This window comes from Amphibacillus indicireducens, assembly GCF_039539605.1.
In the GTDB taxonomy this organism is placed as follows: Bacteria; Bacillota; Bacilli; order Bacillales; family Amphibacillaceae; genus Amphibacillus; species Amphibacillus indicireducens.
On sequence record NZ_BAABDL010000125.1, the window covers coordinates 1 to 14,317 of the forward strand.

13 protein-coding genes are annotated in these 14,317 nt (G+C 39.2%); 2 read left to right on the forward strand and 11 right to left on the reverse strand.

From position 1 onward, the window contains the following. Positions 1–55: 55 nt before the first annotated feature. From ABD814_RS11555 to ABD814_RS11580, 6 genes are all read right to left on the reverse strand, one after another. On the reverse strand, positions 56–631 hold the full coding sequence (locus ABD814_RS11555; protein ID WP_344913309.1) for an ABC transporter permease: 576 nt from the start codon (positions 629–631) through the stop codon (positions 56–58). 13 nt (positions 632–644) lie between these two features. Next, positions 645–1,577 (reverse strand): ABC transporter ATP-binding protein, encoded by a 933-nt coding sequence (locus ABD814_RS11560; protein ID WP_344913310.1) that lies wholly within the window; start codon positions 1,575–1,577, stop codon positions 645–647. Between the two features lie 112 nt (positions 1,578–1,689). Then, positions 1,690–2,322 carry a response regulator gene (locus tag ABD814_RS11565; protein WP_344913312.1) on the reverse strand — a complete coding sequence of 211 codons (633 nt, stop codon included), beginning with the start codon at positions 2,320–2,322 and terminating at the stop codon, positions 1,690–1,692. A gap of 2 nt (positions 2,323–2,324) precedes the next feature. After that, entirely contained in the window at positions 2,325–3,449 is a 1,125-nt protein-coding gene (locus ABD814_RS11570) for a sensor histidine kinase (RefSeq protein ID WP_344913314.1), read from the reverse strand. A 94-nt stretch (positions 3,450–3,543) separates the two neighbouring features. Next, on the reverse strand, positions 3,544–4,173 hold the full coding sequence (locus tag ABD814_RS11575; RefSeq protein ID WP_344913315.1) for a hypothetical protein: 630 nt from the start codon (positions 4,171–4,173) through the stop codon (positions 3,544–3,546). Positions 4,174–4,313: 140 nt separating this feature from the next. Beyond that, entirely contained in the window at positions 4,314–5,294 is a 981-nt protein-coding gene (locus tag ABD814_RS11580) for a ring-cleaving dioxygenase (protein ID WP_344913317.1), read from the reverse strand. Between the two features lie 322 nt (positions 5,295–5,616). Between ABD814_RS11580 and ABD814_RS11585 the strand changes: the two genes are divergently transcribed. Beyond that, positions 5,617–6,975: an aldehyde dehydrogenase gene (locus ABD814_RS11585; RefSeq protein ID WP_344913319.1), complete on the forward strand. Its 1,359-nt coding sequence runs from the start codon at positions 5,617–5,619 to the stop codon at positions 6,973–6,975. A 49-nt stretch (positions 6,976–7,024) separates the two neighbouring features. Here ABD814_RS11585 and ABD814_RS11590 read toward each other — a convergent pair whose 3' ends face one another. The 3 genes from ABD814_RS11590 to mvk are packed head-to-tail and all read right to left on the reverse strand — an operon-like array spanning position 7,025 to position 10,063. Then, entirely contained in the window at positions 7,025–8,113 is a 1,089-nt protein-coding gene (locus ABD814_RS11590) for a phosphomevalonate kinase (protein WP_344913320.1), read from the reverse strand. A gap of 14 nt (positions 8,114–8,127) precedes the next feature. Next, the gene (gene mvaD / locus ABD814_RS11595; RefSeq protein ID WP_344913322.1) at positions 8,128–9,108 is read right to left on the reverse strand and encodes a diphosphomevalonate decarboxylase; all 981 of its coding nucleotides are present in this window, start codon (positions 9,106–9,108) and stop codon (positions 8,128–8,130) included. Further along, entirely contained in the window at positions 9,098–10,063 is a 966-nt protein-coding gene (gene mvk, locus ABD814_RS11600) for a mevalonate kinase (protein ID WP_344913324.1), read from the reverse strand. Before mvk ends, mvaD begins: the two co-directional genes overlap by 11 nt. 833 nt (positions 10,064–10,896) lie before the next feature. On the opposite strand from mvk, the gene thiD reads away from it, so the two are divergent. Then, entirely contained in the window at positions 10,897–11,688 is a 792-nt protein-coding gene (thiD, locus tag ABD814_RS11605; RefSeq protein ID WP_344913325.1) for a bifunctional hydroxymethylpyrimidine kinase/phosphomethylpyrimidine kinase, read from the forward strand. A 62-nt stretch (positions 11,689–11,750) separates the two neighbouring features. On the opposite strand, the gene ABD814_RS11610 is transcribed toward thiD, so the two are convergent. After that, a complete protein-coding gene (locus ABD814_RS11610) occupies positions 11,751–12,731 on the reverse strand; it encodes an endo-1,4-beta-xylanase (protein ID WP_344913327.1) in 981 nt (326 codons plus the stop codon). A 26-nt stretch (positions 12,732–12,757) separates the two neighbouring features. Then, a complete protein-coding gene (gene xylB / locus ABD814_RS11615) occupies positions 12,758–14,251 on the reverse strand; it encodes a xylulokinase (RefSeq protein WP_344913329.1) in 1,494 nt (497 codons plus the stop codon). Positions 14,252–14,317: the final 66 nt, after the last annotated feature.

Sequence of the window (14,317 nt, forward strand, 5' to 3'; positions counted from 1 at the left end):
TAACTGGCATTCACTTTTGGCAATTTAATGGGCAAATCACCTATAAAAAATCAAGTTATGAATAATGCAGGTCTAGATTATATTGATCTGAAAAACTAGTTAAAATGCCTTCAACAATTGTTGCTTGAATTTGTTCATGATCTTGAACAAAGAGCTCAATACTCGCATCTGTATCTTCCGTTAAATAAAAAGCTAATAATGTCTGGTAAGAAAATTGTTCAGGAATTGTGATCACTGCTAAAACTTCATCAGTAGCTAACGCGGCTTCTGCTTGCTCCTGATCATCATTTTCTTTCAGATCGATCAAATCACTCAGCTCTGGAGAACGAAGAATGGTTTCTAAGCTCAATGCTGGGTCAATGGTTCCAGCACTCGTAATGATTTGTTCAATAGCTTGTTCTGGCAGTCCTTCGGTAATTAGATCCTCTCGAAATTGCTCAAGATCCTGTTCGAGATCATTTTCAATGATAAGGGCAACAGGAACGGGATCCATATCAGTCGTGCCAAACATAATACTACCTAAGGCAAAGCCTAATATCGCAATCAAAACCATTGGCATAACAAGTAAGATCAGGACTTCGGAACGGTCACGAGAAATCGTTAAAAAGTCTTTCCTAATTAAATTCCACATCCGCTAAAGCCTCCTAGTCTCTTAATTTTCTTCCGGTCAAGTGGAGGAAGACATCCTCTAAGGTTGGCGTCTGAACATGAACACCCTTAACTTTCACTTGACTTGCATTAGCGATCTCAAAAATATCAGCAAATACATCAGCACCTTTTGAGACAATCACTTTATAACCTGTATCAACCTCAGCAATTTGCTGAACCAATGAGTGTTCATTTAATTGATCAATGAACTGTTCTGATTTTTGATGAACTTCAATTAAAATTGTATCCTCACTTGATAAAATACTTTTTAATTCCTCTTTAGTACCTGAAGCAATGATCTGACCGTGATCCATAATATAAACACGATCACAAAGTCTCTCAACTTCCTCCATATAATGGCTCGTGTACAAAATACTCATACCCTTTTTACGATTTAATTCACGCACCATCTCTAAAATATGGCTTCTTGATTGTGGATCAATACCAACTGTTGGCTCATCCATAATCAATAACTCTGGTTCATGCATGAGCGAAACGGCAATATTAATTCTCCGCTTCATCCCACCTGAATAATTTTTGACTCGCTCTTTCTTTCGATCAGTTAACCCAACTAGTTCCAAAACTTCATCGATTTTGTTTTTTAATTTTTCACCTGATAGTCCATAAGTTTTACCAAAGAAATGCATATTTTCATAGGCAGTTAATTCTTCATAGAGTGCGATTTCTTGTGGAACGACACCGAGAACTGGACGAATTACATCCGGCTTTTTTAACACATCGCCACCTTTGAATCGAATATCACCACTTGTTGGTTGTAATAATGTTGAAATCATTGAAATCGTCGTGGATTTACCAGCACCATTTGGACCAAGTAAGCCGACTGATTCCCCTTGATCAAGATATAAATTTACCCCATTAACCGCAGTTGTCGTTTTAAATTTTTTGTGTAAATCATTAACTTGTAGCATTGAAACACCCGCTTTCCTTTTTTAGCTTAATTTAAGTCTACATAAAAAAAGATAGTGTCACCACTATCTCCAGTCATTAATTATTTAGTTAACCATGACCTCAGTCATTTTCTTAAACAATCTGATGGCGAACAGCATAAATTGCTAGTTGAGTTCGATCGCGCAATGCTAATTTATCTAAAATAACAGAAATATGATTTTTAACTGTCCCAATTGATAAAAAAAGCTCCTCTGCAATTTCCTTGTTGCTTAACCCTTGACCGACGCCAACGATAATATCAAGCTCTCGCTCCGTTAATGTTGGATCCGCTTCTTGACGTCGCTCACTTGCTATTAGAGCTGGAAATACTTTTGCTGCCACTTGATCTTCAATTGACAATCCACCTTGTAGACAGCTTCGGATCGAACGAATTAATTCCTTCGCATTCGCGTTTTTCAACATATAGCCATTCGCCCCATTTTTAAGTGCCTCTAAAGCATATTCCTCATCATTAAAGGTTGTTAAAATCAAAATTTTCATTTCTGGCCAATTTTTCTTGATTTCACGCATCGCTTCAAGTCCCGTCATTTCAGGCATGCGAATATCTAATACAGCTAAATCAAACTGAACTTTACGGCAAAGTTCAATCGCTTCTTTACCATTGTTCGCTTCTCCATTTACCTTAAGTTCCGGGTCAGTTTCAATCATCATTTTCAAGCCTTGCCTGACGAGCACTTGGTCTTCTGCTAATAAAATTGATACCATCTTTATTCTCCTTCTTCCATAGGAAATGTTCCGATTAAACGAAACTCACCTTCAACTTGATTTATTTTTAACGAGCCGTTTAATAGTTCTAGTCGTTCGCGCATTGCCTTTAGCCCAAAACCTTCTTCAATCTCAACTTTCTTTTTCAAAGGGTGACTAATTTGAAAACGGAAAAATCGCCCTCCAAGAAAGTTAAATTCGATGCTCGCTTGTCTCTCATTACTATGACGCATCATATTTGTTAAACCTTCTTGCACCGAGCGATAGAGAGCAACTGACTGATCATTTGATAACGGGACAGACAGGGCACCTGATTGAACGTGAAACGACACACGCAGATGACTCTCCGACTCCAATTTCCGAATTAACTGAATCACCGCAGTCAACCCTGTTGTTTCTTCCCTTCTCAATGTTTTAACCGCTTCTCTTGTTTCATCTAAACTGGTTTGTGCAAGGATTTTCAGTTGATCAAATTTTTCCTGAAAAATTTGATCTGGAGCTTGAAGTCTGGCCACTTCGAGTTGCATCAATAGTGCTGTTAATCGGTGACCGACTGAATCATGAATATCACGGGCAACTTGGTTCCGCTCTTCTTGGCGAACAACCTTCTCTTGAATAACCGTCTGACGTTTTAACTGGCGATATTCAGTTTCAAGTTGGATGTAGCTATCATTTAATTGTGTGTTGATTTGATTCGTTCGTCGCCAAATATAAAGTAAAAATCCGATAAATATAATCAGCAAACTAAAATAACTAATCATAAAGGGGTCAAAAATGAGCAAATAAGGAAAGATGACAATTAGATACTGAACAAAAAGCTGGAGATAGAGCCGCCAGCCTTGTAAGTGATCAACCGTATGTTTTGCAATCACTAAAATAATCAACAAAACTAAGCCATTAAAAGTTTGTGAACTGAAGGTGAAGAAAACAAATAAAGCAAGGGCTAATAATACCATTTGTAATTGTCTTGGTTTATTTTTTGTTAAGGGTAAGCAAAAGTAAAGCATAAAAAAGAGCGCACTTAAGATGATCGTCATTGGATCAAGCTCTGTCATGTCGCTCTTTGTAAATGCTGCTATACCCCAAACGGTTAATAAATAAAGTAAATGAAACCAAAATGTTGGCATACCGATCAATCCTTCAAGACTCATTTACTATTATTTTAGCATAGAAATTGATTTTGTTTGTTAAGTTTAGCCACTATTTATTTGTACCGGTTAATTAGTTTGTTCTAATTATCACCTGATTCGTTTCAAAACCTAGTCTTGCTTGTAATTCCTCTGTTATTGTTAGTTGGATTTCAGTTCCAGGTGTCAGGTCAGTATAGATTAGCCCATAACCAGTAACGACTGTGCCATCACGCCATGTTTCTTCAGCTGGCTCTGGAGTGACTTCAAGAATGTGTTCATGATAAGATTCACCACTTATTTGACCTTGTTCAAAAATTTCACTTGGTAACAAGCTCATCTCTGGTTGCTGTTGAGACAAGCTGATTTCAATTTGATCAGCTTCGACTTCCAAGACACCACTTACAGGAATATCAACGTCACTTACGCTCAATCTGTATTGCCATTGATCCTCTGCGAATGCATTAAGTTGTTCTTCACTAAAATAGCTAAGGATTTCTACTACTTGCTCTTCATGCAATCTAAAGCGTTCATCTAAGTCAGCATCCGGTACTGTCTCTGCACATATTTGTTCTTGCAAATCTTCATTTTCTAGTTCTAATTCTGTTATTTTTACTTGAAACGCTTGATTCTGCTGTTCTAGTTCCAACACTTTTTCTTCTAATACTTCATCTTCATCAGTTACACTTGACGTTTCATTATTACAACCTACGAGCACAAACATTGTTAAAAACATCACAAGAATAGCTAATTTTTTCTATGCAAATTAACCCTCTCCAGTCTAAATATGTTAAATTAATTATATGCTAGTTTTCCCCATGAGTAAAGGCGCTAAATAACTTATTTAGCGCCTTTAAAGATCAATTATTCTTTTTCAATATCCAGTGTACTTCTCACCGTATCAATTGGTCGTACAACTGATTCGATCTGTTCACGTTTTGGCTCTAAAAATGGTGGTAACGACAATTTTTCACCTAAAGTTTCATATGGCTCATCGCCCATAAAACCTGGTCCGTCTGTTGCCCACTCGAATAAAATATGCGGCGTGACTCTTGCATATAATGATTCAAAGAAATGTCGGTCAACGTAGCCAGATGTTTGGAGGCCGAACATCGGTAAATAATTAATCCATTCATCCAAAGCTTCGCGATCGTGGACTCGAAATGCAAGGTGGTGCACCGTTCCATAACCTTGTCTACCGTCTGGTAAAACTTGATTATGCTCAACAACAATTTGTGCGCCATTTCCACCTTCTCCAACTTCAAACAAGTACTGGTCACGATTACTGTCAATTTCTTTGAAGCCTAAAACTTTTTCTAAAACTTGCTTAAAGTAATCAAAGTTACTAATCCGAATATGAACGGGACCTAACCCAGTAATTGCATACTCAAGCGGAATAGGACCTTTTTTCCATGGTGCCCCTGATTCGACACCTTGGTTATTTTGATCAGAAATTAATTGGTAATGTTGGTCATCAAAATCAACAAAGTTAATCACCTTTTTACCAAATTGCTCTTCGATACCATCATGCTTAACATCAAGACGATCAAATCGTTTTTCCCAATAACTGATCGCCTCATCTGTTGGTACACGGAATCCTGTTCGAAAGATTTCATTCGTTCCATGTGTTCCTTTTGGAATCCCAGGAAAGTCAAAGAAGGTCATATCTGTTCCAGCATTTCCTTCGTCATCAGCAAAGAACAGGTGGTATGTTTGAATATCATCCTGGTTAACTGTTTTTTTAACTAAACGCATCCCTAACACAAATGTGAAAAATTGATAATTTTTTTCTGCACTACTCGTAATTGCTGTCACGTGGTGAATTCCTTTTAATTCACTAACCATTATTATTGCCCCCTATAATTGTATTCCGTACTTTTGATAAATTATCTTTAATTCGAGATAATTATAACACGCTTCTTTTTAACTCGTCAATCATTTCGTTTCCACAGTTATATTTCCCTAGTTTTCCAACAGTAAACTAAGCACTCTTGATTTAATCTATATTATGACATGAATCGTCGATCACATTCATAGATTCATTTAATGGATTGTTTCAAAACTTACGTCTACTGTTAGATAATATGGAGTTCTTTCAATCGAATTGTTCGATTATTGATTGATCATTTTGGTATAATAATCTAAATAATGAGTGGAGGTTTTTTGCATGGATATATTAGAGCGACAAAAGGATTATTTTTATTCAGGGATCACACGCCCTTACCAATATCGTAAAAAAGCATTGAACCTATTAAAAGCATCGATCAAAGCAAATGAAGAAAAACTATTAAAAGCACTGCAAACCGATCTAAATAAGTCTGATTTTGAAGCATTTACAACCGAGATCGGGATTGTTTATGCTGAAATTGATTTTGTCTTAAAAAACTTAAAAAAATGGATGAAGCCCAAACGTGTGAAAACACCATTAACACACATTGGTTCTGTCAGCAAAATTTATCCTGATCCGTATGGTGCTTCATTAATCATTTCGCCTTGGAACTATCCGTTTCAGTTAGCAATGACACCACTTATTGGTGCGATTGCAGGTGGGAATACTGCCGTGATCAAACCATCAGAATTAACGCCAACAGTTTCAAATTTAATTAAAGAAATCATTAGTCAAACATTCGTTGAAGATTACGTTGCAGTGGGGCTAGGAGGGGCAGAAAAGAGTCAAGAATTGCTCAACATGCCGTTTGATTATATTTTCTTTACTGGAAGTGTAGCTGTTGGCAAAATAGTCATGGAAAAGGCTAGTCAACATTTAATACCGATAACACTTGAATTAGGCGGGAAAAGTCCAGTCATTGTTCATGAAGATGCTTCACTAAAACTTGCAGCTAAACGTGTCGCTTGGGGAAAATTCACCAATTCAGGACAGACATGTGTTGCACCAGATTATTTATTCGTCCATGAAAACGTCAAGGCACAGTTTTTAAACTACTTTACAGAAGCAATTAATCAGCTTTACGGTGATCACCCAGTTAATAACCCGAATTACGGAAAAATCGTTAACGATAAGCACTTCCACAGGTTGAGGGGTTATTTAAAAAGCGGAAAACTATATTACGGTGGTAAGGTCAACCCTGACAAACGAATCATTGAGCCTACTGTACTCGTCGATGTTGATCAAAACGATCCGATTATGACCGAAGAAATTTTCGGACCGATTTTACCAGTGCTTACGTATTCAAATTTAAATGAAGCCATTGATTATATTCGCAGACAGCCAAAGCCATTATCCTTTTACTTTTTCTCAGAGACGGCACACTACCAAGATACTGTACTTGAGCAAATTTCCTTTGGTGGTGGCTGTATCAATGACACACTTTATCATTTAGGCACACCACACTTGCCTTTTGGCGGTGTCGGAGAAAGTGGCATGGGCTCGTATCGTGGCAAGCATAGTTTTGACACGTTCACACACAAAAAAAGTATTCTCAAGCAATCATCAAGATTTGATTTCCCATTCCGCTACCCAAACTCAAAAAATGGATTGGAACGGGCACGTAAAATTATGAAGTAAACAAAAAAAGGTGTGAATGATCATTCTCAGATCACGCACACCTTTAAATTTAAGTTATTTCCACACCAACCAAAGAAGCTGTCACCATTAACGGCTCAATCCCCGCATCTTCCCACAATTGATAAACGTGATTGATCTCATCCACTGATTTAATAAAGGCAATTCCACAATCCCCTCCACCAGCACCTGATGTTTTCGCACCGCCAAATGGTGATGCAAGATCAATTAATTCAGATAGTTTTTGCGTCTCAATTGGCACATCTGCTTCGATTCCAAGTAAACGCAATGCACTACGATTAGCTTTGGTGCCTGCAATCAAACTGTCCGAATCACCACTTTGAAACCCAGCAATCATTTGTTCAACAGCCATCTGACTCGTCTGCAAAAACTGCTGATACAGATTCGGCTGCTTCGATTTTAAACGATGAACTTTTGCAACCATTGGAGCCGTTCTAGCCGTCTCCTGCGTCCAACCGACCAAAAAGTGAAGTTGATCCGGCTGTTTCAATGGAATAATTTTTAACCCAGGCCAATCCGCTTCGACGATCGTTTTAACAGAACACCCTTGATTCAATTTTTCCATTAACCAAACACTATCAAATGTCCGGTAATTCAACCAGCCACCATACGTAGAAGCCGCAATATCTGCACATGAACCATTACCCTGTGCTCTAAAATGAGCGATTGAAGCTAGTTTAAAAATCGTTAACTGATCAGCAATCCGTTCATGTTGATTAGAAAACTTTAGTAACGCCGTCAAAAATGCAACAGATAACGCTGCACTCGAACCTAGTCCATATTTCTTCCCTGAGCTTGAATCAAGTTCGCTTGTTACCTTAATATGAACAGGCGAATGCCCATCTGCATAAGCGTAAAATGTATCTAATATATGTTTGATAAATCTCAGCCGTGGATGATACTTTTTAAAAATAGCTTTGCCAAATTTCTCATTCCACTGCATATTAATTAAATTCATTTCCGGCAAATCTAATCGATTAAATGGACTCGTCTGAATCTCAACTGATAGATAACGATCAACTGCCACGACGATACTATCCTGATCAGGCTCTGTAATGGCATATTCACCCGCAATAAATAACTTCCCCGGTGCCCGAACTGTATAGCGCTCATCCCTCATCCCGATCTCCCCTATCATATCTCTAAATAATTCACACCCGGACCAACTTGGCAACGATAAATCTGTTGCACAACAGCTAACTTCATTAACTCAGCAAAAATTCGCTCTTCATCTTTAGGCTGACAAACTACTTTAACATTCGGTCCCGCATCAATCGTAAAATAAGCCTCAACCCCCGACTCCCGAAGTACCTGAACAGCCTCCATCACTTGTACCGTTGAACTTTGCCAATACATAAATGGTGGATTAGCCCCGAGCGTCGTCGCATGCATCCGGAGCGCGTTCCTTTCTAACGTCTCACCTAAGCGAGTAAAATCACGCTCAGCAATCGCTGCCTTCGCTTCAACTAAATCCGCAGCAACCGCTTCTAACCAACCAGCAAAAAACGGTGACGTCTCGACCGTCCGCTTCATACCCTCACGGCTCAATACCTTCTTCACCTCATGTGTCACCTCAACCGACAACACACGTAGATCCCAAGCCCCCTGTTCCAAGACAGGAACGGCATAACAATCCGAACCGTCAGCCAACTCACCCTTCTGCCACTCAACAAATCCACCGTAAATCGAACGACTCGCCGAACCCGACCCTTGACGCGCCATTTTCGACAACTCTTTTTCTGAAAAATTCACCCCAGTCGCCTTCATCGCCGCCGCAGCTAGTGCCGCATAACCTGACGCAGACGAAGCAAACCCAGCAGCCGTTGGGACGTGATTAACCGAGTCAATCAACGCATAACGCGACTCCCCAGTATAGCGACGAACCTTATCCATGAACAGACTCACCTTTTCTGTCTCACGTTGATCCATTTCCATTCCATCCAAAATAAACTGATCGCTCTTTAACTTTGAATCAAACTCAACCATTGTCTCAGTATAAAATTGATCTAACGTCATCGACAAACTATTATTAGTCGGTAAAAAAAGTGCTTCATCACGTTTTCCCCAATACTTTATCAATGCGATATTTGTATGTGCCCGTGCCTTAGCTTTCATAACTCATCACCTCATTCGCCACTTTACAATACCATGTTCGCGCAGCCCCGGCATTGACTAATGCATCCTCAACAACCTTAGCCTGACTAACCGAATCGACTAACGCAAACATACAACCACCTCGACCGCCACCTGTCAACTTCGCACCAAGCGCTCCAGCTTGCTTACTAACCTCAACATAATAATCAAGCCCAGGATCACTCACTCCTAGCGCTTGTAACTCTAGATGCGCCTGATCAAGTAGCTTACCTAACTCAACCAACAGACCCGATTCCATCACTTGACGCGCTTTTCTTGTCAACTGACCCAAATGGGCAATCCTTTTTCTTGTGACTACTTCTGCCCGTTGATACTGCTCCTTCACACTCGCCACCGACGCATGCGTATCACCAACTCGCCCAGTATCAGCCACAACCAAATGCAATGGCTCACCAATCTTCACCTGTTCAACATGATGCTCACGCTGAAAAAAGATCGGATGATCGTGTGTCGTCGCTTCTCGATCAATCCCACTTGGCGTCCCATGTGCATACTTTTCCGCCAAATCAACAAACCGCTTTAAAGTCTCTCGATTAAGGTTTTTTTTGAAAAAATTATACAAACCTCGTACTAAAGAAACTGCAATTGCTGCACTTGAGCCAAGTCCCCGTCCGATTGGAATCGAAGACTCAAGGTTAATTTGGAAATTCTCAACTGGCTGATTGAGTTGTTCACAAACTGACTTGACACATTCAGCCAAGCCTTTCATTTTATCTGGCATTTGTTCAAGTTCACCAGCATAAAAATCACTAATAAATTGTACCGTTCCTTCATATGATTTGACCATTGCTTTAACAATTAATGTATCAAATGGTATCGCAATCGCAGGCTCATTATAGACAACTGCATGCTCTCCCATTAAGATTAATTTACTGTGCGCTTGACCGATTGCGCTTTGTCTAGATGTTTTACCCATAATTCATTTTACCTCTCTTTAATTAAGCCGAAACATTCTCTATCTGCTTATTCTTCTATCAAACACGTTCTCTCCATCCACTCTATTATATTTTACTTACCGCCCTTAATCAACGATATCGACTAATCCCCATTACCTACCAACAAACCATAACCCCCATTAAAATTTTGAATCACCAAAACATACAAAAAATACAAGTAATTTAGTTAAAGATAGCACTCGTACTTCTCACTTTAAGCCGCACATTCTCTTCAAATCGCTTGGTTAATATGCTTATACGCTATATTAATATAACCTTGTTTCGATCTGTTCGTGTTTATATCTTAAAATTAGTTATTAGAGATTACATGACCTAAAAAATCATAGAATAAGAATAATTCGTAATGAACTTAAACTTCCAGACAAAATATAAATCTCCATTAAGTGATTGGAGCGGCGGGTGGCGACTCCAGCGGGAACAGCAAACGGTCTTCGATGGGACGAGTAACCGCAGTCCCACGAGTCCGAAAATCCTTATTGCGACACGTTAGTGGAGCAATAAGGAATGTTAGACTAAGACCGCCACGTCCTGTGGCAGATCTTTTGGTGGGACGAGTAACCGCAGTCCCAACGTCTAACTGACCCACATCCTGTGCGCCCGAGGCCGTGCCCGCGGAACGCGTCCACCCAGAGCGGAAATCACCGCGGTACCTCACAAAATGATTATTCGTATTTTATATCCATTATTTGAATCGCAAAACTGGCTTAATTCATAAAATTTTTAATTATGTTATTTCCGAATAGAATAAATAGTGTTATGATTTTAAATATGATTATTCCTAGGAGGACAAGTCGTGAAGAAAACATTAACATTAGCCGGCTCTGATTCTAGCGGCGGTGCTGGGATTCAAGCAGATTTAAAAACATTTCAAGAACACAACGTCTACGGAATGACGGCACTTACATCAATCGTTACAATGGTTCCAGAATCATGGAGTCACCAAGTTACACCAATCGACGTAAATTTAGTCGAACACCAATTAGAAACTGCTCTCTCAATCGGAATCGACGCAATGAAAACTGGCATGCTCGGCTCTGTTGAAATCATCGAACTTGGAGCAAAAAAGATAACAGAACATCATTTAAACAATATTGTTATTGATCCTGTTATGGTATGTAAGGGTGATGATGAAGTACTCCAGCCCGAAAATACCGTGGCATTGCGTGAGCATCTATTGCCACTTGCTACAATTACAACACCTAACCTCTTTGAAGCAGGACAACTTGCTAAAACAGGGCCAATCACTGATCTTGAAGGAATGAAACAAGCTGCCCAAATTATTATTGACTTAGGTGCAAAAAATGTCGTCATTAAAGGCGGTACTGCTCTTAACCACGATCAGGCGATTGATCTCTTTTACGATGGACATGAATTTTTAATTCTCGAAAAGAATAGAATAGAGACAACCTATACCCATGGGGCTGGCTGTACTTTTGCCGCAGCAATTACGGCTAATCTTGCTCAAGGGAAGTCTGTAAAAGAATCTGTCCTACAGGCAAAAGACTTTGTCCACGCCGCCATCAGATCCGGTTGGAGACTCAACCAATTCGTTGGCTCAGTCAAACACGGTGCTTTCAATCAATAATTAAATAAAAAAACCTCTGAATCCACAGTAAAAATTCAGAGGTTTTTTTAATCCTTAGCAGATTATTTTACAATTCGATGATAGGCTGGTTTTGGTTCACCTTTTTCATCTAATACGAACGGCCAGTTTTTACGGCCTTTAACTGGGAAATCATTTAACCAAGTATATGCATCTGATATACCCCAGAAAGTAACTGACGTTAAGTGTTCTTGATATTTTGTAAATAGATCAAAGAAACGCTCATAACGCTCAGCCTGAAGATGAAGCATCTCTTTTGTTGGTTCTTTCACATCTGTACGTTCATCACCAAACTCAAATACAGAAACGTCCATTTCTGTTACATGTAACTGTAAACCGAGCTCACTGTATCTCTTAATTGCAGCTTCGATATTTTCATAGCTTGGATCATAAAGATTCCAGTGTGCTTGTAAACCAACACCGTGAATTGGCACGCCTCGATCTAGTAAGCCTTTGACAAGCTGATAGATTTTTTCACGTTTATTTGGATGTGATTCGTTGTAGTCATTATAGAACAACAATGCATCAGGATCTGCTTCATGCGCATATTTGAAAGCGTAGTCAATAAAATCCTCACCGATAATATCAATCCATTTAGATTGTCGGTAAACTTGCTCTCCACGATCTTCTACAGCTTCGTTAACAACGTCCCATGCATGAATACGTCCTTTATAACGTGTGACTACCGCATCAATATGGGCTTTCATTCGTCTTAATAATTCATCACGTGACACATCATTTCCATTCTCATCTTCAAAAAACCACTTTGGCATTTGATTGTGCCAGACAAGTGTATGTCCACGTAATTCCATACCATTATCTTCAGCAAATTGAAGCATTTTATCTGCAACGTCAAAAGTAAAGTTACCTTGTTCTGGTTGCATGTGCATTGGTTTCATTTCATTTTCTGCTGTGATTGAGTTAAAATGCTTTTTCAATAACTCCTGATCATTCTCAATCGTCTCAGCATTAACAGCTGCTCCAACTAAAAATTTATCTTTAAAAGACTCTTTCAACGTTTTCATTATGTCAATTCTCCTTTAAACCAAAATTAGCGATAATCAGCTAAATCATGGTTCAGTTGTTTTGTCGAGTGATAAATCGTTTGATAAAGTTTAAATAGTTCGCGATATTTTGCAACATTTTCTGGGTTTGGTTGATATGTTTTTGTATAAGAGACGAAGTTTTCAGCACATTCAGCTAGGCTTGGATACCAGCCTGAACCAACAGCGGCTAAAATAGCTGCCCCCATACCTGGTCCTTGTTCGTTAGCTAATGTCACAACTTCAGCATTAAAGATATCTGCTTGTGTTTGGAGCCAAAGCTCACTCTTTGCACCGCCACCAATTGCAACAACTTTTGAGATATTCTTACCTTTGCTACGGAAAATTTCTACAGATTCATTTAAGCTAAATGTAATTCCTTCAATAACTGCACGGGCAAAATCGCCACGTTTATGATTTGCATGGACCCCAATAAAACTAGCTCGAATTGCACTATCTGGATATGGCGTTCTTTCTCCTACGATATATGGAGCGAAAAGCATTCCTTTTGCACCAACTGTTGAAGCTTCTGCTTCAGCAACAAGTTCATTAAATGAAATATCAGCCGCAAATGTATCCTTAAACCAACTTAAACTATAACCTGCAGCTAGCGTCACACCCATCGTGTAGTATGCATTAGGATCACCATGGTTAAAGTAGTGGACTTGACCTTGGAAATCCTTATCACCAGTTGCCTCATAAGATAAAACAACACCTGACGTTCCGGTACTACTTAATGTTAATCCATCCGCTAAAATTCCAGCACCAATTGCTCCACATGCATTATCTGCTCCACCAGCAAACACTTTACAGTCAACCGATAGACCAGTTTCTTCAGCAACTTCTGGCAAGATTGTCCCAGTTTGCTCGTCAGAACCAACTAATGTTGGGCATAGTGAAAGTGGGATGCCATTCTTCTCACACATCTCCTTACTCCACTGCTTATCTGCAACATTTAACAACAATGTTCCTGCTGCATCAGAGTAGTCCATGCTGAGATCACCAGCTAATGCATAACGGACGTAGTCTTTTGGTAATAAGAATACTTTTGCTTTTGCAAAAACTTCAGGTTCATGCTTCTTAACCCAAACTAATTTAGGTAAAGTAAAGCCTTCTAAAGCTGGGTTTTTCGTTAATTCATGTAACCGATCTAAACCAACGTTCTCTTCAATTTCACGACATTCTGCTGTTGTACGGGTATCATTCCATAAAATTGCACGACGAAGCGGTTTGTTGTCTTCGCCTAATAATACAAGACCGTGCATTTGACCTGAAAAACTTAAGCCCTCAATCTGACTTGGATCATCCATACGCCCTGTCAATTCTTTTAAAGTAGCTTTCGTTTGTTTCACCCAATCTTCAGGATCTTGCTCACTATAACCTGGTTTGTCGTGATAAAGTGGATAGTCTTTTGATACTTCATCAACAACTTCTCCAGCTTTAGATACAAGTAATACCTTAACAGCACTTGTACCGAGATCAACACCTAAAACGTAACTCATCTGATAACCTCCTTTAATATAAATCATGCGAATGGCGCTAAGCACTATTCGCATGATTTTGTTATT

What these genes read in the sequence shown, in the direction of transcription:
- ABD814_RS11555 (WP_344913309.1), bottom strand. Translation starts at nt 631, where the DNA reads ATGTGGAATTTAATTAGGAAAGACTTTTTAACGATTTCTCGTGACCGT.
- ABD814_RS11560 (WP_344913310.1), bottom strand. Translation starts at nt 1,577, where the DNA reads ATGCTACAAGTTAATGATTTACACAAAAAATTTAAAACGACAACTGCG.
- ABD814_RS11565 (WP_344913312.1), bottom strand. Translation starts at nt 2,322, where the DNA reads ATGGTATCAATTTTATTAGCAGAAGACCAAGTGCTCGTCAGGCAAGGC.
- ABD814_RS11570 (WP_344913314.1), bottom strand. Translation starts at nt 3,449, where the DNA reads ATGCCAACATTTTGGTTTCATTTACTTTATTTATTAACCGTTTGGGGT.
- ABD814_RS11575 (WP_344913315.1), bottom strand. Translation starts at nt 4,173, where the DNA reads ATGTTTGTGCTCGTAGGTTGTAATAATGAAACGTCAAGTGTAACTGAT.
- ABD814_RS11580 (WP_344913317.1), bottom strand. Translation starts at nt 5,294, where the DNA reads ATGGTTAGTGAATTAAAAGGAATTCACCACGTGACAGCAATTACGAGT.
- ABD814_RS11585 (WP_344913319.1), top strand. Translation starts at nt 5,617, where the DNA reads ATGGATATATTAGAGCGACAAAAGGATTATTTTTATTCAGGGATCACA.
- ABD814_RS11590 (WP_344913320.1), bottom strand. Translation starts at nt 8,113, where the DNA reads ATGAGGGATGAGCGCTATACAGTTCGGGCACCGGGGAAGTTATTTATT.
- mvaD (WP_344913322.1), bottom strand. Translation starts at nt 9,108, where the DNA reads ATGAAAGCTAAGGCACGGGCACATACAAATATCGCATTGATAAAGTAT.
- mvk (WP_344913324.1), bottom strand. Translation starts at nt 10,063, where the DNA reads ATGGGTAAAACATCTAGACAAAGCGCAATCGGTCAAGCGCACAGTAAA.
- ABD814_RS11610 (WP_344913327.1), bottom strand. Translation starts at nt 12,731, where the DNA reads ATGAAAACGTTGAAAGAGTCTTTTAAAGATAAATTTTTAGTTGGAGCA.
- xylB (WP_344913329.1), bottom strand. Translation starts at nt 14,251, where the DNA reads ATGAGTTACGTTTTAGGTGTTGATCTCGGTACAAGTGCTGTTAAGGTA.